This window comes from Pontibacter sp. LHS1 (assembly GCF_058932855.1).
In genome coordinates, this window is record NZ_JBZYWF010000001.1 from 267,820 (window position 1) to 285,389 (window position 17,570).

General features: G+C 49.1%; 18 protein-coding genes. 4 read left to right on the top strand and 14 right to left on the bottom strand.

The genetic code is table 11. The annotated features are described in order from the left end of the window. Nucleotides 1-22: 22 nt before the first annotated feature. Nucleotides 23-1,186, bottom strand: a complete 1,164-nt coding sequence (locus AC5FXQ_RS01155; RefSeq protein WP_493600672.1) for an AI-2E family transporter — start codon at nucleotides 1,184-1,186, stop codon at nucleotides 23-25. An 80-nt stretch (nucleotides 1,187-1,266) separates the two neighbouring features. Here AC5FXQ_RS01155 and AC5FXQ_RS01160 point away from each other — a divergent pair, with 80 nt between their 5' ends. Next, a complete protein-coding gene (locus tag AC5FXQ_RS01160; RefSeq protein ID WP_493600673.1) occupies nucleotides 1,267-2,169 on the top strand; it encodes a DMT family transporter in 903 nt (300 codons plus the stop codon). Here AC5FXQ_RS01160 and AC5FXQ_RS01165 read toward each other — a convergent pair. Then, entirely contained in the window at nucleotides 2,166-2,672 is a 507-nt protein-coding gene (locus AC5FXQ_RS01165) for a hypothetical protein (RefSeq protein WP_493600674.1), read from the bottom strand. The genes AC5FXQ_RS01160 and AC5FXQ_RS01165 overlap by 4 nt on opposite strands. A 27-nt stretch (nucleotides 2,673-2,699) precedes the next feature. After that, nucleotides 2,700-3,224, bottom strand: a complete 525-nt coding sequence (locus AC5FXQ_RS01170) for a GNAT family N-acetyltransferase (protein WP_493600675.1) — start codon at nucleotides 3,222-3,224, stop codon at nucleotides 2,700-2,702. A gap of 216 nt (nucleotides 3,225-3,440) precedes the next feature. Between AC5FXQ_RS01170 and AC5FXQ_RS01175 the strand changes: the two genes are divergently transcribed. Beyond that, complete coding sequence (locus AC5FXQ_RS01175) at nucleotides 3,441-3,719, top strand: YMGG-like glycine zipper-containing protein (protein ID WP_493600676.1); 279 nt, start codon at nucleotides 3,441-3,443, stop codon at nucleotides 3,717-3,719. A gap of 13 nt (nucleotides 3,720-3,732) precedes the next feature. Here AC5FXQ_RS01175 and AC5FXQ_RS01180 read toward each other — a convergent pair whose 3' ends face one another. The 10 genes from AC5FXQ_RS01180 to lpdA all read right to left on the bottom strand — a co-directional run bounded on the left by AC5FXQ_RS01180 (nucleotide 3,733) and on the right by lpdA (nucleotide 14,014). Then, on the bottom strand, nucleotides 3,733-4,833 hold the full coding sequence (locus AC5FXQ_RS01180; RefSeq protein WP_493601262.1) for a type I restriction enzyme subunit R domain-containing protein: 1,101 nt from the start codon (nucleotides 4,831-4,833) through the stop codon (nucleotides 3,733-3,735). Nucleotides 4,834-4,842: 9 nt separating this feature from the next. Beyond that, complete coding sequence (locus tag AC5FXQ_RS01185; protein ID WP_493600677.1) at nucleotides 4,843-5,010, bottom strand: hypothetical protein; 168 nt, start codon at nucleotides 5,008-5,010, stop codon at nucleotides 4,843-4,845. Nucleotides 5,011-5,173: 163 nt separating this feature from the next. Beyond that, nucleotides 5,174-5,473 carry a type I restriction-modification system subunit M N-terminal domain-containing protein gene (locus AC5FXQ_RS01190; protein ID WP_493600678.1) on the bottom strand — a complete coding sequence of 100 codons (300 nt, stop codon included), beginning with the start codon at nucleotides 5,471-5,473 and terminating at the stop codon, nucleotides 5,174-5,176. Nucleotides 5,474-5,503: 30 nt separating this feature from the next. Further along, nucleotides 5,504-6,538, bottom strand: a complete 1,035-nt coding sequence (locus tag AC5FXQ_RS01195; RefSeq protein WP_493600679.1) for a nucleotidyl transferase AbiEii/AbiGii toxin family protein — start codon at nucleotides 6,536-6,538, stop codon at nucleotides 5,504-5,506. Between the two features lie 65 nt (nucleotides 6,539-6,603). After that, on the bottom strand, nucleotides 6,604-7,389 hold the full coding sequence (locus AC5FXQ_RS01200; RefSeq protein ID WP_493600680.1) for a DUF6577 family protein: 786 nt from the start codon (nucleotides 7,387-7,389) through the stop codon (nucleotides 6,604-6,606). 97 nt (nucleotides 7,390-7,486) lie between these two features. Further along, the gene (locus tag AC5FXQ_RS01205) at nucleotides 7,487-8,716 is read right to left on the bottom strand and encodes a DEAD/DEAH box helicase (protein ID WP_493600681.1); all 1,230 of its coding nucleotides are present in this window, start codon (nucleotides 8,714-8,716) and stop codon (nucleotides 7,487-7,489) included. Nucleotides 8,717-8,918: 202 nt separating this feature from the next. Further along, complete coding sequence (locus tag AC5FXQ_RS01210) at nucleotides 8,919-10,037, bottom strand: fatty acid desaturase family protein (protein ID WP_493600682.1); 1,119 nt, start codon at nucleotides 10,035-10,037, stop codon at nucleotides 8,919-8,921. Between the two features lie 193 nt (nucleotides 10,038-10,230). Further along, nucleotides 10,231-11,343, bottom strand: a complete 1,113-nt coding sequence (locus tag AC5FXQ_RS01215) for a fatty acid desaturase family protein (RefSeq protein WP_493600683.1) — start codon at nucleotides 11,341-11,343, stop codon at nucleotides 10,231-10,233. A 373-nt stretch (nucleotides 11,344-11,716) separates the two neighbouring features. Further along, the gene (locus AC5FXQ_RS01220) at nucleotides 11,717-12,469 is read right to left on the bottom strand and encodes a DUF3108 domain-containing protein (RefSeq protein WP_493600684.1); all 753 of its coding nucleotides are present in this window, start codon (nucleotides 12,467-12,469) and stop codon (nucleotides 11,717-11,719) included. A gap of 150 nt (nucleotides 12,470-12,619) precedes the next feature. Then, nucleotides 12,620-14,014 (bottom strand): dihydrolipoyl dehydrogenase, encoded by a 1,395-nt coding sequence (lpdA, locus tag AC5FXQ_RS01225; protein ID WP_493600685.1) that lies wholly within the window; start codon nucleotides 14,012-14,014, stop codon nucleotides 12,620-12,622. A 212-nt stretch (nucleotides 14,015-14,226) separates the two neighbouring features. Between lpdA and AC5FXQ_RS01230 the strand changes: the two genes are divergently transcribed. Further along, a complete protein-coding gene (locus AC5FXQ_RS01230; RefSeq protein ID WP_493600686.1) occupies nucleotides 14,227-14,895 on the top strand; it encodes a tetratricopeptide repeat protein in 669 nt (222 codons plus the stop codon). A 291-nt stretch (nucleotides 14,896-15,186) separates the two neighbouring features. On the opposite strand, the gene AC5FXQ_RS01235 is transcribed toward AC5FXQ_RS01230, so the two are convergent. Beyond that, nucleotides 15,187-16,521: a M23 family metallopeptidase gene (locus AC5FXQ_RS01235; RefSeq protein WP_493600687.1), complete on the bottom strand. Its 1,335-nt coding sequence runs from the start codon at nucleotides 16,519-16,521 to the stop codon at nucleotides 15,187-15,189. A gap of 277 nt (nucleotides 16,522-16,798) precedes the next feature. Between AC5FXQ_RS01235 and fabG the strand changes: the two genes are divergently transcribed. Beyond that, the gene (fabG, locus tag AC5FXQ_RS01240; protein ID WP_007652979.1) at nucleotides 16,799-17,545 is read left to right on the top strand and encodes a 3-oxoacyl-[acyl-carrier-protein] reductase; all 747 of its coding nucleotides are present in this window, start codon (nucleotides 16,799-16,801) and stop codon (nucleotides 17,543-17,545) included. Nucleotides 17,546-17,570 lie beyond the last annotated feature (25 nt).

Below are 17,570 nucleotides of genomic sequence, written 5' to 3' on the forward strand. Positions count from 1 at the left end.
GCACGACACAGGCTTTATCCTACTATTTAAGCTTCTCCTCTTCGCCCTCATGTGGCGGCTCTATGTCGTTTTCCTCCTCCAGTTTGCGTCGGACTTCCTTGGTATTCCAGCGAAGCACAGGTATAGCCATGGGGCTCAGGCCCGGCCGCTCGTCGCCGAACAAAACGCCCCACTGCTTAAACTGGTCGGTGCGATCGAACACCACTTTGAGCATGGCGATAATGGGCAGCGACAAGAGCATACCTGTTATACCTGCAATCTCCCCACCCACAATCACGCCCACGATCGTCGCCAGTGCATTGATCTTCACTTTAGACCCCACAATACGCGGCATCAGGATGTTGTTATCCAGAAACTGCACAGCGGCGATCGTTCCCAGCACGGCCAGTACCGGCCATAGCTCCTCAGAAGATGCCAGTGTCAGCAGCACCCCAATAATGTTGCCTAGCAGTGCCCCCACATAAGGTATGAGGTTCAGAAAAGCGAAGATCACCCCGATCAGGAGGGCGTGCTTAATACCAATGATCATCAGGATACCGCCTAGCAGAATGGTCATGTAGGTGATTTGTATGAGTAGCCCGAAGAGGTAGCTTTTGATGATGACCAGCATTTCGCTCAGGGTTTCCTCTACTTTCTCGTGCCGCTCCCGTGGGAACCAGAGGAACACAAAGCGCAGCAGCAGGTTTTTGTAGAACAACAGCAGGAAGATGTAAATAGGCAGCAGACCGATGAACACCACCGTACCTGTCACACCGCCAGCCACGCCGCCCAGCAGGTTTCCCGCATAAGTGAGCAGGTTATTGCTCTGCTCTTTTATGAAACTGGTCTGCTCTGCCGTCGAAAAAGGCGTTTTGCTGCCGACCCACTCGCTCAGGGCGGTGAGGTGCTTCATCACGTTTTTCTGGATCATCGGAAAGTCTTCTATCAGCACCCGCATCTGAGAAGAAAAAAACCAGATGATACCAGCCAGGATCACGATCAACGTGAGCAGACTGATGCCGATAGCAACAGCATCGGGGAAGTTTCGCTGCTTAAAAAAGCGGTAGATAGGCAGCAGCATGATGCTGATGAAGAAAGCGACGAGCAGCGGGGCGAGCAGGTCGCGGCCCAGCATAATGATCCAGCCCAGAAAAAAGAGTCCGGTTACCTCGATGGCCCGGCGGACCGTAAGCGGCATTTGATTCATGCAAAATGTGGTTTGAGCGTACAGGTTTTAATTGCCTCTCCTTATACGGCACAAACCGAATAAGCACGTAATTTTGCAGCATGAATAAACAGGTACAGGTGCATGCCTCGCTTTTTCTGGTGGCACTGATCTATGGTAGTAATTACAGCATTGCTAAAGAAGTGATGCCCGAGTATGTAGGCCCTTTCGGTCTGATCCTGATCCGGGTGGTTTCAGCGGCGCTGTTCTTCGGCATATTTGCCCGGCTGGTGGTGAAGGAGAAGATAGTGGGACGTGCTGACAACATCCGGGTGATCCTCTGCGGGGTGACCGGAGTGGCTGTGAATCAGCTGTGCTTCTTTGCCGGACTGAATCTTACTGCGCCCATTAATGCGGCGCTCCTTATGGTCATCGTGCCGGTGGTGGTGCTGGTCTTTTCGGCCCTGCTGCTGCGGGAGCGCATCGGTAAGCGCAAGGTCTCAGGTATAGCCCTGGCCTGTGCGGGTGCTTTTCTGCTTATCTATACCTCCCGGGGGGAGCAGACTACCGGCAACATGTGGGGTGACCTTCTTATCATTCTGAATGCCACTTCCTTTGGCCTATACCTGGTACTGGTGAAGCCACTCATGCAGCGGTACCAGGCCATCACGATTGTGAGCCGCATCTTCACGGTGGGGGCTGTGCTGGTGATCCCGTTTGGCTGGCAGCAGTTGCTTAGCCCTGATTACAGTGCCTTTCCAATGTCGATCTGGCTGGCTATTCTGTTTATGGTGTTCGCCGTTACCATCATCGCTTACCTGCTCAATACCTGGGCACTGCGCTACGCCAATCCCTCACTCGTAGGTGCTTACATATACCTGCAGCCGGTCATGGCTATTCTGATCGCGGTTGCGGTAGGGAAAGACGTATTCACGCTGGAGAAGGCTTTCTACGCGCTCCTGATCTTTGCGGGGGTGTATCTGGTGAGCCGAACGAAGCAACATGTCGTGCAGAAAGCTGCTTAGGGCATGTAAGTGCCTTCGGGTAGTTCAGCAGTACTGTGTGAAACAGGCAGACGGCGCAGCAAGGTATACTGGAAGTCCACGCTGTCGCGTTGCACGGGTTGGGCATGCATGACCGTGATGCTGTCGCCTTCGTGCAGGGTGTAGTAGAAGTTGCCTTGTCCGGCCCACCAGCCGCCACAGGCCGACAGTGCATGGCGCGGCACCCCGAAGGAGGTATACATTTGCGGAGCGATAACGGAGCAGGTATACACCGTGTCGAGTACATACTGCATCTCCACCTGACTCAGGTATACCACCGCCAGCGGATTATCCTCGTCAGCGCTTTGGATCTCCTCGCACTCCAGGTCGGCTTTCACCCAGCTGTTTGGATCAGACGCCGCGACTTCCTGATCTATCCGCTCGTACTGCTCCTCTTCTCTTTGGCTGCAGGCTACGAGTGTAAACAGGTATAAGGCAAATGAAATGCGAAGCTTCATGTGGTGGTGCGGCTTTGTCAAACTCAAAGGTATAAAGAGAATTGCTTCAGCGCATCAGGCAATATCTCTTTTCATCACCACCATGCCGCGGTATATTTCCTTCATCTGCTCAAAATCGAGCTCGTCGGTGCCCCATCTCACAAAGCCATTCTGCTCATAGAAGTCAACAGAGCGACTGCTGTCCATGGCTTTGAGCCAGACAACGCTTTTATTGCTTTCCAGCGCATACTGCACTGCAAAATCCACCGCCCACTTGCCTATGCCTATACCTGAGGCACGGTCAACCAGGTATAACCGCTCGAGCTCAAGGCATTCGGCATCTGTGTAACCTTCCAGGGCCTTGTCTTTGTTGAACTTCATAAACCCAACCGGTTCGTCTTTGTACTGAATGAGGAAATAGGCTGCATTGGGATCGGCCATGTCATCGCGTAGGGCCTCCTCTGTAAAGCACCGCTCTACATACCAGTCCCCTCCGTCGTGCCAAAGGTAGGTGTAGTGGTCGTTATAAGCTTCCACGGCTATGTCCCGCAATTCGGTCAGGTCGGCAAGTGTACAGGGCGTAATGGCTATGTCGGTCATGGAAAGTCAGAGATAGAAATTGCTCAGACCAATATACTGCACAGTCGCCGCTTTTGTGCAGACTAATTGCTGAAATTTCTTTCACATACCGTCACCCGGCATTTTATTCCAGCAGACCGGCCCAGCTAAGCCACGCTATAATTGCACTGATTCTGAGCACATCACAAACAATGATCTAGCGAGCAGCGTATAATACTCGCTTAAATTCAACAAGTTATGAAACACTTAAGAATCTTTTCATTTGCCATATTATCAGCATTTCTACTAGGTGGTTGTGCTGGTTCCGATAACTGGAGCAGTAAAAAGAAAGGCGCCGTGATAGGCGGTACGGCTGGCGCAGCCACAGGTGCTGCGGTAGGTGGTACCTCAGGTGCTGTAATTGGTGGCGCGGCCGGCGCAGTGGGCGGCGGTGCCGTTGGCCGTAAGAAAGACAAAAAGAAGGAACGTAAACGAAATCGGGAAAATCAACAGAATCAGATTCAGAACGAACGCTAGTCGATTCCTTTCGTTAAACAAAAACAGGCCGTCGGTATACCGACGGCCTGTTTTTGTTTAACGAAAGGAATCTGCCCCGCAGCATCTGATAAGTGGCTTTGCTCACCAAACTTAACACGCGATCATCTGTCAGTTCGCTATACTTTTGTGGGTTATGCTTGATAATGTAATCGGTATAATACTTTACCAGCTTGTATTTGATGATCTTCTCGTAGAGTTCTGTCGGGTTTTTATCAGCATTGTTGCGTATGTCGGAGGCAAACTCTTCGTTCAGGGCCATGCTGCTGGCGTAGCCTTCTATCACTTCTGCCCCTGCCGACGACACTTTTCCGTTGAAGCGCTGATTTATAATGTCTACCACTTCGGCTACGGTAGCCATTCTGGAAACTGATGTTACATTACCGCCTTTTCCGCCTTCTTCACCATCATTTTCGTCTTCCCCGACAGTGGTTATTTCTACTTTGGAGATGTCGTAGTTTTTCAGCTTTACGTGGCGCATTTCCTCTTCCAGTTCGGCCTGGTTCAGCCTGTTATCCAGTTGCCTGAACAACAGACTGGCGAACAGGTATAAATCATGCAACTCTCCCTTAGGGATGTTAAACAAGGTGCGGATATACTTAAATAAACTAATGTAGCGGCTCAGCAATGTCCTGAAAACCCTGCACTCTTCTGCATCCAGCTTGCCTTTTACTATCTCTCTGAAGTACATGAAGCGTGCGTATAGTGCAGTTCCATCTTCTCCTCTCTCACTTGTGTACAACTTAAGGCACTCTTCCACCTCTGCTGCTGTAAACACACCTTTCTTAAAGAGCTCGTTCTTCAGCTCATACAGGCCTTCGGGTTTAGCGTCTTTGTGGCTGGTTACGTGCTTCTGGTATTTTCTGAAAGCGGCAATAATGTTATCGTAAGAGTTGGTAAAGTCTACCGTCAAGGTGTCTTCCTTGCCGGGAGCGGTGCGGTTCAGGCGACTCAGCGTCTGCACAATGTTTTTGGGGTCCGACATAGACTTATCCAGAAACATGGTGTGCAGCAATGGTTCGTCGAAACCTGTCTGGTATTTGTTGGCCACGATCAGGAAACGTATGGTGCCGTCTTTCTCAAAGGCTTCTTCCAGTTTGCGCTCCTACAAAACAGCCAGGTTCATACTTGCTTCAGTGTAGTTTTGGCCGTTATAGTGTATGGTGCCGCTAAAAGCTACCCGTGTTTTATACTTCAGGCCTTTCTTTTGCAGCACCTCATCCAGAAATAGTTTATACTTTACGGCGGCCAGGCGACTGCTTCTAACTACCATTGCTTTAGCAAAGCCGTTTATCTTATGTGCTGTCTGTTGTTTAAAAATACTGGCTATTATACCGCACTTCTCTTTTATCACCTAGTCATCCTCAAAAGCTTTTTCCTTCAGGGCGCTGTAGATCTGAGGGGCGGGTACTCTTTTTCGCTGTCGTATTTATAGTTTAGTTAGTAGAGCGTTTCGTAGGCAAGCCGCTGGTATTGTCGAACTTCAGTTCCTGCAACAGTTTGTCGCTGATGATCTTTTGCTGCACTTCCTGCGGCATGTCTTTCAGACTGTCTTTAAGATCGTCGGTAATCTCCTGTTTTTTCTGCTCCCACACGTTCTCAATGCGGCGGATAAGCACTATCGGGTAAATAATGTCGGGGTATTTGTTACGCTTAAAAATATCGCTTAGCATATCGTTCGCAGTGTTCCAGATCAGGCCAACTTCACGGCTTATATCAGTGTCTCGGTTTATCATGGGGGGGGGTAAGTATATTGCTATAACAGCTTATTTCTCTGCCAATGCTATTTGTGATTCGTAAATTTTATACCAGTAAAAAAATGCCTCTGGGTTCGATTTCTTTAGCTTATTGAGCTTCGTGTCAAAAGGCTGTTCTATTATCCAATCGGACATTTGCTTGGGGTCGCTATACCTTTCGATGGTCTTACTGCCATTTTTTATAAGCGTAGCCAAGTAAGCCGCTTTCGAAGCACACACAATAGCCCTGTCCGGGTGATAGTTCTCTGAAAAGATGAAATTTTTGATTTGGGTTATACCGCGCATCAAAGCTGCATAATTTCCCTTCCCGCTTTGCCCTTTGGTGCAAATCGTTAGTGCGGTGTCATAAATATCGTCAAGCACATCAGCAGGCAGTAACTCTAAATTTCTGTAACCAAGCTCGGTGGTAGCAAAAGCATTAAATGTAGTGCAGACTACTTCGCCATCTTCGGCATGGGCACAAATGCAGCCTATATCATACATCTGTTTGATGATCTCCATTGCCCGGCTCTGGCCGTTCTTCTCGTAAGGTATACCTGTTGTGTTAGGGGCGAAAGCTGTAAGCTTATCTCCCAAGATATCCTCAAACGAAGGTACCTGTACCATGAGCGGCTCACCCTCCTGCTGCACAAAAGCAGAATCTACAGGTATGTTGATAATATTTTGGTAAGCAGGCTTCTCGAAGAGTATATCCAACAGTATATACTCTTCTACCTGGTTGGTTCTATGGATTGGAGTGTAAAAGAACTTGTAGTGGGCTTTTTCAATGTCAGAGTTCTGATTCCTCTCGTGCAATTCGAAACGATTGAAGCCTTCAGCTGCAAGTATACTTTCAAAAGCAGCCTCCATGTCTTGCAGCTTCTCCGGCATAATGACATCAATATCTATGGATAGCCTTTTTGTGCTGCCTAGCATCAACATCAGTGCTGTTCCGCCTTTAAACACAAAAGGCAGTTGTGCTTCTACCAATCCTTCCAGCAAAAGCAAAGCCCTAATTACCTTTTCAACCAGTATTTTATCTGCTTTCCTGTTCTTATTAGACACTTCGGAAAGCCATTCTATAGTTAGCGATTTTTGAGAGATCATACTTCAAATTTTCGGCAGTAAATCTAGATTACTGCCAAGTTATAGTCTTTAAGAAAAGTAGTTAGTTCTTCTTTTTTCTGCTTTCTGGCCGCGTATCGAAGCATTTTACTCTGATTGATGGTATACTTTTCAAAAGCACTCCTGAAGATGTGTGTCATCTCAAATCCTTTCAAATACTCGAATTCATCATCAAACATAACATCGACAAGTAGCTTTTCAAGTGTTACTGTTTTTACCTTGTCAGTCTCCAGCAAAGGAGCCTCTGTTACCAACGGCCGGATAAGGATTGCATTTTCGATTCCATGTACATAGGCATTGCGCAAACCTTTGGAAGACTTGTAGAAGACATATTTATATTTGCCCTCTAAGAGATAATAAGCGGACTCCACAGAATGTCGCTCTACCTCCACTATGGTAAACTTCACATTAGGGATGTGCTGCACAAACTCTTTGATGATATCAAGGTTCCAAATGCAGCAATCCAGAAAAGGCAAATCTCTTTTGAGGTGGTTGTAAATTGCAACTTCTCGCCTGCCTATTTCAGGCTCAAAATTCACTTCCTTGCCTATTTTATATAATCCCCGCCCAATCCGCTGAACTATACCTTTATCTACAAGATGATGTACCCTCCAGTAAATTGTGCTGATTGGAGCATCATCCCCAATGCTTTTATAGAAGAATGAGATATCAGCAGTAGAAAAGGCATCTACTTCCTTAAACTTCTTCTTTAGTTCTGGTATGTGGAGTTTCTTATCGATTATTGTAAATTTTAGCCACCTAAAATAATCAAATAATCGGCAGTAAATCAAGTTTACTGCCGATTATTTGAGACAAAAAAATAAATCATTCTCGCTTTGTGTAATAAGAAGACACTCACAGGTCTGTGAGACGCTGTGAGGTCTATAATTACTTCCTCCCCCGCTTTCCCTTGCCTCCTCTTCCCGAAGTTTTGCGCTTGTCATTTTTGGTTGACGAAGATGCCGCCGCTTCCATAAAATCCTGTGCCGTGAGCGGGTATGGGTGCTGGTCTACCACAGGTATAGCCTTGCTGGTGAGGTTTTGGATAGCGATCAGCAGAGGCGTTTCGCTGGCGCCGCAGAAGGTGATGGCGATGCCTGCAGCCCCTGCCCTGCCTGTTCGGCCGATGCGATGCACATAAGTCTCCGCCTCAAAGGGCAGTTCATAGTTTATGACGTGGGACAACTCCTCCACATCAATGCCGCGGGCGGCCACATCGGTCGCAACCAGTACTTTTGTTTCGTCTCTTTTGAAGCTTTCCAGCACCCGCTCCCGATCGAGCTGGGCACGGTCGGCGTGGATGGCTTCGGCGGCTATACCTGCAGACCTTAGTTCTTTAGCCAGCTTGTCGGCTCCCTCCCTGGTGCGTACAAACACCAGCATGCGGTCTATACCTGCGTGTTGCAACAGGTGCAGCAGCAGAGGAGTTTTGTTGGCTTTCCTCACATAATAAAGCTCCTGCCGGATAGTACCTGCCGTGGATGAAACAGGTGAAACTTCCACAGTCACCGGTTCGGTTAGAATTTTCCTGGCAAGCTTGCTTACCTCAGGGGCCATGGTAGCCGAGAAGAAAAGTGTCTGCCGTTGCTCAGGTATAGCCTGCAGCACGCGGCGAATGTCCTGCATGAAACCCATATCCAGCATGCGGTCAGCCTCATCGAGCACCAGCAGTTGTACGTGCTGCAAGTCTACAAAGCCTTGGTCGAGCAGGTCGAGCAAACGACCGGGCGTGGCCACGAGGAAGTCTATACCTGCCTGTAGCGCCTCCGTCTGCACCTTGTAGGGCACGCCGCCATATACCACCAGATGCTTCAATCCGGTATGCCTGCCATAAGCCGCAAAGCTGTCCCCTACCTGACTGGCCAACTCGCGGGTAGGGGTGAGCACCAGCGCCCGGATAACCTGTGGCTCAGGTACAGCCTGCCCGTGCAGGAGCTGCAGAATAGGCAGCGCGAAGGCCGCTGTCTTGCCCGTACCTGTCTGGGCCGTAGCCAGCAAGTCGCGCCCCTGCAGCACTTCAGGTATAGCCTGCGTCTGGATGGGTGTTGGCTGGGTATAGCCTTCCTCCTCCAGCGCCTGCAGGATGGGAGCAATCAGGGGTAGGTCTTTGAACGTCATAGCGGAGTCAGGTATAAAATGCCCGCCGATGTGGGCAGCAAGTTTTATTTTAGTGTCAATTGCAAAGGTATGCGGAAGCCCAGCAAGGCGCTATACCCTGGGGCAATAAAAAACGGCGAAGAAAACTCTCCGCCGTTCTTGATTCAATATGTTTCGAAGGCCTATTGTCCTTTGTCTAAAACTTTTTTACCCTGATCAGTTTCTAAGCCATTACCTCGTTCAGGTTTGGCAAGCGCAGCCTGCCAAATCGATGCAGGGTGTTCAAATGTGACCGCACGGCCTCTAAGAAGGTTTTGCTCTCGATATAGGTGAGGTTAAACTCGGATGCTGTTTGTTTCACGATCTCCGCGATGGCCGGATAATGCACATGACTGATGCGCGGGAAAAGGTGATGCTCGATCTGGAAGTTCAGTCCGCCTACATACCACGACAGCCACTTGCTTTTGCGTGCGAAATTAGCGGTGGTGCTCAGCTGGTGGATGGCCCAGTCATTCTCAATCACTCCGCTCTCACTTGGCAGCGGATGGTGCGTACCCTCTACCGTATGCGCCAACTGGAACACCGTGGAAAGAATCATGCCCGCCACAAAGTGCATCAAAAAGAAACCGAGTAGCACTTCCCAGAAAGGTATACCGAAGATCAAGGACGGAGCCACCAGAATCGAAAAGAAGTAAAGCAACTTAAATGCTACAATCTTAGAAAAAGCAAGCGTGTTTTCTGACTTTGAATTAGCATTCACGCCGTTTCTGATATAGCGGAAAAACTGCAGAAAATCTTTTACGATAACCCAGTAAAGCGTGAGCAAACCATAAAAGAAAAAGGCATATGCCCACTGCAGCTTATGATAGAAACGCACATTGGTGTGAGGTGAAAATCGCATGAACACCATGTCGTCGATGTCTTCGTCCATCTCGGCCACATTGGTATAGGTATGGTGCAGGATGTTGTGTTGCAGTTTCCAGTTAAAGGCAGAGGCTCCCAGCAGGTTCACGGAGTGCGCCATGAGGTAGTTCATGGTCTTGCTCCTGGAAAAAGCGCCATGGTTGGCATCGTGCATCACACTCATGGCAACGCCGGCCACGCCTATTCCCATCACCAGCCATAGCACTAAGCTGATCGCTACATGCGGTGTAAAGGTAAGTAGGGCCGCAAAAGGCACTACATAGAGCAGCATTAGAATAATGCTTTTGATAAGTAAGCGGGAATTGCCGGATTTGGGCAGGTTATTCTCTGAAAAATACGCGTCCACACGTTTGCGGAGCGTCGGGAAAAACAGACTTTTGTCTTTGTTAACGAATTTTACTTTGCCTTTAAGCTTCATTTAATCTACTTGATATTCTTTACTAAGAACTCTTCTAAAGGAACAATGTTTTATTGATCAGCGAGTTAAATATTTTTATTGTGCTTTGCTTATGCGCCACACTACAAAAAATGTATGTCTACATACGGCCAATGGGACCGCAAATATAGTGGGGAGTTACGAAAGTATAAGCTTGCTGCTAATTTGGGTATAGCTAACCGATGGCCTCGTTCATGTTTGGTAATCTTCCGAAGCGGTGCAGCGTGGCGATGTGCGAACGAACGGCTTGCCCAAACGTCTCATTCTCCATGTACGGAACACCGAACTCTGCTGCCGTTTCTTTCACTATGTGAGCAATGGCCGGGTAGTGCACATGGCAAACACGCGGAAACAAGTGGTGCTCGATCTGAAAATTCAGGCCGCCCACGTACCATGACAGGACCTTGTTGTGTCGCGAGAAATTAACAGTGGTATTCATCTGGTGTATCGCCCAGTCATTCTCAATTACACCATGCTCGTCCGGCCTCGGGTGGCTCGTACCCTCTACGGTATGCGCCAACTGGAAAACTACCGTCAGCACGATGCCTGCTACGAAGTGCATCAGCAGAAAACCAAATAGCACCTGTAAAAACGGAATTCCGAAGAAAAGGGTTGGCACAGCGAGTATGACAAAGAAGTAAATGGCTTTCATAGTAAGCAGCTTAAGTAGCCAGGTTCTGTTCTCGGCTTCTGAATTATTGTTCACACCGTTCTTCTTGAAAAGGGCATATTGTACGAAGTCTTTTGCCACCACCCAATAGAGCGTGAGCAGACCATAAAACACAAAGGCGTATACCCATTGCAGTTTGTGAAAGAACTTCACCTTGGAATGGGGGTTAAAACGTAGCACCAGCCTGTCCTGAATGTCTTCGTCCATTTCCACCACGTTGGTGTAAGTATGGTGCAGGATGTTGTGCTGTAGCTTCCAGTTGAAAGCCGAGCCGCCCACCAGGTTCAGGGTATGGCCCATCAGATCATTGACCCGCTTGCTATTGGAAAAGGCGCCGTGGTTGGCATCGTGCATCACACTCATACCTATACCTGCAACGCCCAGGCCCATCACGAACCAGAGTAGCAGACTAATGCCCAAAGATGGGGTAAAGGCGAGAAGCGCCACAAAAGGCAAAAAGTAGGCAAGCAATAGCACCACACTCTTCACAATCATGGCGGTGTTGGCGGTTTTTGGAATGTTGTTCTCTGTGAAATAGGCGTCTACCCGCTTCCGGAGGGTAGGAAAGAATAGACTTTTGTCTTTGTTGACAAACTTGACTTTGCTTTGCAGCTTCATAGTTTTAAGGTGATGTGTGAAAAATCAGAACTCACACGTAGGGGCAAAAAGGCACAGAGAGTGAATCGCGGATACTTATTAAAATGTAATCAGGAGGTTATAAGTTCAGATCACAATTGACTTTCTATGTATTTATACCTACTCATGTATAAATACGCATGATCTGCCCGAATGCTACACTGTACTTGCTGTACACCCCTTGCTAAGCTTGCAATTTAGACAAAAAGTACTGGAAAATTGTCTTCTTTCGATATATAACAAAAAAATATACTTCCTAGGAAAACGCTGGGTTTGCGACTTAATTTCCCAAAAACAGAAAGGCCTGACCGAAAATGCGGCCAGGCCTTTCTACAAGTTAGGTTATCTGCAAGGCCTATACCTGAACTACCGTTCCAAGCTTTATTTTGAAGCGTTTCACACCATCAAAGAGTTCTTCCATCTTCAGTACTTCGTGTGTCTTCTTGCTTATCCAAAAGGTGCCGTAGTTGGTATCACTGTAATCTATTCGTAGCATCCAGCAGTCGACGGCGGTGTTGTTGACTGTAAGCAGCTTTTCTGAGCCCGTTACCTTGTAACTGTAATATTGCGGAGCGGTTTTGCTGCCCGGATGGTAAAAATTAATCAGGTATACCGTGTTCGCCTTCAGTGGCAGGCTCTCGAAAGTTTCCATATCCAGCTCCCAGTTGAATGTAGACGTCTCAGCAGCTATACTAAATCCTTTGAAGCCATTATTTAGTACAGTATCGGCACCGACGACTCTACCTGTTTCAAAATTAAAGGCTGCCGTTCCTCTGGCAGAGGTGCCTATATGGAAAACAGGTCTGAAGTCCTTTTCGCAGATAGAGTAAAGTTGCCTGTTGGTGAGGGTGTCTGCCCCAACCCAGTTCTGCCGAATGACCAGCTGTTCCTTGCCCTTCACATTCTCAAAGCTCACATTCCGGGTCCAAAGGCTTTGCCTGAGCACCTTGGGGTTTGCTGGGGTCTGGACAGTTACCAGGTATTGCCTTGTGCCTGGTTTTAGTTGCTTTATCTTCAAATCTTTGGATGTGACCCGAAGGGTGTCGGTCTGGGCGCTTGCATTGGCCGTAATGAGTGTGGCAATGGCTAAAAGGAGAATCCTCTTCATAGTTGGTTGGAATTAAGTTTACGATATAGAAGATAGACCCCAAAACGGCACAAATGGCTGCAAGGAGCATTAAATCCCCTTGCAATCTTCTAAAAAAAAGAGGCTGACCATATTTATGATCAGCCTCTTATCAGATTGGCAACTTATAAATTATAAGTGAATTACTTCGTCGTAAGCAGCTGCGGCAGCTTCCATTACGGCTTCGCTCATGGTTGGGTGCGGGTGCACCGACTTGATGATCTCGTGGCCGGTTGTTTCCAGTTTACGGGCAACCACTACCTCAGCGATCATCTCCGTTACGTTAGCGCCGATCATATGCGCACCCAGGAACTCACCGTACTTGGCATCGAAGATCACCTTCACAAAACCATCCTTCGCACCGGCGGCGCTTGCCTTGCCAGATGCTGAGAACGGGAACTTACCTACTTTGATCTCCAGACCTTGCTCACGGGCTGCTTTCTCGGTCAGGCCCACGGAAGCGATCTCAGGAGAGCAGTACGTACAGCCCGGGATGTTACCGTAGTTCAAAGGCTCCGGATCGTGACCCGTGATAGCCTCCACGCAAATGATGCCTTCGGCAGACGCTACGTGCGCCAGCGCAGGGCCCGGCACAATATCACCGATCGCATAGATGCCGTCCACGTTGGTTTTGTAGTACTCGTCTACCACCACACGGCCTTTATCTACCTTAATTCCCAGCTCTTCGATACCGATGTTCTCGAGGTTGGTTTGTATACCTACCGCTGATAGTACTACTTCGGCTTCCAGTGTCTGCTCGCCTTTGGCAGTTTTAACAGTCACTTTGCACAGGTCGCCGCTTGTGTCAACAGCCTCTACAGAAGACTCGGTCATGATCTCGATGCCCGCCTTGCGGAAAGACTTCGACAGCTGACGTGATACCTCTTCGTCTTCTACCGGCACGATGTTCGGCATGTACTCCACGATGGTCACTTTTGTACCCATGGCATTGTAGAAGTAAGCGAACTCCACGCCAATGGCGCCGGAACCTACCACTACCATGCTCTCCGGCTGCTTGTCCAGCGCCATGGCCTGACGGTAGCCGATGATCTTCTTGCCATCGATCGGCAGGTTAGGCAGTTCGCGTGAGCGGGCACCTGTCGCCAGGATGATGTGATCCGCCTCTACGGTGTCTTTTTTGCCATCAGCATCTGTTACCTCGATCTTGCCTTTGGCTACCACTTTACCAGTACCCATGATGGCGTCGATCTTGTTTTTGCGGAACAGGAACTGAATGCCTTTGCTCATGCCGTCGGCCACACCGCGGCTACGCTTGATCACGGCGTTGAAGTCTACAGACGCCTCACCGATGGTAATGCCGTAGTCAGATGCATGGTTGATGTACTCAAACACAGTTGCGCTCTTAAGCAGTGCTTTCGTCGGGATACAACCCCAGTTCAGGCAGATGCCGCCCAGCGACTCACGCTCGATCACACCTACTTTCAAACCCAGTTGCGACGCGCGGATAGCCGCCACATAACCGCCTGGGCCACTACCCAGCACTACCAAATCGTATTTTGATGCCATAGTTTCTCTTTTTTAAATGCTGAGCAAAATTAAACGATAATCCCAACTTCACAAAACCACTTGTGCTTCAGTGTCATCTGCCTCTTAATTAGTATTCTGCAAAGGCCAGCCTCTCACAATACCAAGAAATGCTACAAAAAATGGCCGACCTGTTCCGTATTGGGCTGAACTATTGTATTTTGCGCACCATAACATGAGGTAACCCCTACTGCATGAAAACAATTTTACTTCTCATTATACCTGTACTTTTCGCACTACCGGCTTTTTCGCAGAAGGCCGCAACGCAGCCTGCCCCGCAGAAGACGGCGCTCCAGCACTTTAACGCAGGTAACCAAAAGTTTAAGTCGGGCAAGTATACCGAGGCTATCAAGGAATACAGCGAAGTGCTGAAGCAGGAGCCCGAGCACATCGTTACGATGACTAACCGCGGCATAGCGCGCGACCGTATACTTGACTACCGCGGTGCCATTGCTGACTTTGACAAAGCCCTGGCGCTAGACCCTACACACGTGGAAGCCTGGGTAAGTCGGGGCCTCTCGAAGTACAACCTGCAGGACTACAAAGGTGCGCTTATTGATTTCAACACAGCCGTTTCGATTGATCAGCTGCAGGCCCGTACCTACAACAACCGTGGCCTGGTGCGCTACGCCCTCAAAGACTACCGCAGTGCCATCATCGACTACGGTCGCGCCATTACCCTGCAGCCCGACTATGCTGAAGCCTACTACAATCGGGGAGCCCCCAGGTATACGAGTGGCGACAAAAGCGGCGCCTGCGAAGACTGGGTAAAAGCAGAGCAGCTTGGCCTTGAAGAAGCGGCGCAGTACCTGCGGGAGTATTGTGAACAGAATTCTACGGCTGCTACTAATCCGGCTAAGTAAAAAATTCTGTATTGAGTGCAGCAGCTCAGGATGAATGAAATGCAGCGATTTGCCAGTGCTACAACGCTGATTCGGATTTCTTAATCCGAATCAGCGTGTATATTTGGAAAGACAACCATTCCCAAAAGTTCAACATAAATTTTCTCTATCATTTCGACGATAGGAGAAATCTGAAATATTGCTCACGCTGCCAAATGATTCAGATCTCTCCTATCGTCGAGATGACAAAGGGAGGACAAACAAAAAAGGGACGCTTTACAGCGCCCCTTTCCGTTTCACATATACTAAACGTCACACCTCGTCTTCATTCAGTTTCTTTTGCTGCTCCGATGCCAGCAAATCCTGCTGCTGACCTTTAAGCTCGATCGCCATCAGTTTGCCTTCCAGCTCAGACTTCACCTCTTCAAAAGCAGTTCTGTATTTCTTTTCGATTGGATGGGCAGACGGCAGCTGCACTTTCAGGGCGTCTACCTGCCTGCCATTCTTCCAGAAGCGGTAGCACAGGTGCGGACCAGTCGCCAAGCCGGTGCTGCCTACGTAGCCGATGGTTTGGCCCTGACTTACGCGGGAGCCTCTCTTGATGCCTTTGGCAAATTTGGACATGTGCAGGTATTGGGTCGTGTATGTATTGTTGTGCTTGATCTTCACATAGTAGCCGTTGCCACGTGTATAGGCGGCCTCCAGCACCACGCCATCGCCTACCGTACGGATCGGCGTACCACGTGGTGCGGCGAAGTCGGTGCCCAGGTGCGGCTTGTAGCGTTTTTGCACCGGATGGAAGCGGTTCATGGTATAACGGGAGCTGATGCGGCTATACTCCAGCGGCTCTCTCAAAAAAGCTTTTTTCAGGCTCTTGCCCTCCTGGTCATAGTAACCGGCTTTCTGGCCTTCCTGCTCAAAAGCAATGGCATAAAGCGGCTTGCCTTCGTGCTCAAAATAAGCCGCTTTGATCTTCCCAAAACCGATTACGTTGCCGTTTACCTGCTTTTCGTCATATATTAGTTTAAAATGATCGCCAGGCTGCAGACGGCTCAGGTTGAGGCGCCAGGCGTAGATGTCGGCAAAGTGGTTTACCAGTTGTGGTGATCCACCTGCGGCCAGAATAGATTCAAACAAAGAACTTTCGATAAAACCGGCGATGGCGCGTTCCACCACTTCAACTTCGCGTTTCTCGAGGCGAACGTCCAACTCACCGTTCAGATCGTAGATCACATATTCCACCTCATTTGGTTCATAGATAAAATAACGTGCCGTCTGGGCGGAGTCCTGGGCGTGCAGGATGATGTAGTTGCGCTTGGCATTGATGCGGCGCACGTCAAAGACCTCTTTTGATTTGCGGGCCAGTTGGTCGATGGTAACAGGCGAGATGTTGAAGCTGGCCAGGATCTGAGACAGGTTCTCGCCTCTTTCCACAGTGCCTTCCAGTATTTCGAGTGTGTCGGTGGGTATGCCAAAGATGACCGGGGCTGGTCTTTTCACCGTAACCTCAGGTGCGGGCTCCGGCTCAGGTGTTTTTTCTTCTTGCGAAAAATTGAAGTTTTTAAAGCTGATTGTTTGCGCTGCCGTGATAAACACGAACAACGACACCGCGATCAGGATGGCTAGTCCGACACTACGTTTGAACATTACAAGGTACCTTTGGTTGGAAGAATGGCACGAAAATATGGTTTAACCGATAGAAATAAAAATCATTTGCAATACAATAATCAGATTATAAATATGTTGCAATCCTATTTCAGAAACATAATATAGCACCAAAGGCTATTATCAACACTAAACCCAATTGCACATTAACCAGCCCATCACAACTTAACCGGCTAAAAATCAGAAAATTGCGGCTAAATAAAACAGGAGGATGCGGCGGCTCTTCTGAATAAAAAAATCTTTTATAACTTTGGCCCCTATGAAAGCACTAGAAGGAAAAGTAGCCCTCGTAACCGGGGCATCAAAAGGTATAGGTCGCGCCATCGCCGAGAAACTGGTAGAGATGGGCGCACAGGTAGCATTCACCTACCTCTCAAGCGTTGAAAAGGGCCAGGCCCTGGAGCAGGAGCTGACTGCCAACGGCGGCAAAGCCAAAGGTTTCCGCTCTGACGCCTCTGACATGGCGCAGGCCGAGAAGCTGATCGAGGATGTGGTAGCCGAGTTTGGCAAGATCGACATCCTAGTGAACAACGCCGGCATCACGCGCGACGGTCTGCTCATGCGCATGACCGAAGAGCAGTGGGATGCGGTGATCAATACCAACCTGAAATCTGTGTTTGCATTAACAAAAGGCGCCACCAAGCACATGATGCGCGCCAAGAGTGGCTCGATCATCAACATTACGTCGGTGGTAGGTATAAAGGGCAACGCCGGCCAGGCCAACTACTCAGCTTCTAAAGCAGGTATCATCGGCTTCACAAAGTCAGTGGCGCTGGAGCTTGGCTCCCGCAATATCCGCTGCAACGCGGTGGCCCCGGGCTTTATCGAAACTGAAATGACAGGTGAGCTCGACCAGAAAGTGGTTGACGAATGGAGAAAAGCAATTCCTCTGAAGCGCGGCGGGTCGCCAGAAGATGTGGCCAATGCCGTAGCCTTCCTCGCATCTGACCAATCGTCATACATCTCTGGCCAGGTGCTGCAGGTAGACGGCGGGATGCTGACCTAAGTTTGAGAATTTGGGAGTTTAGGAG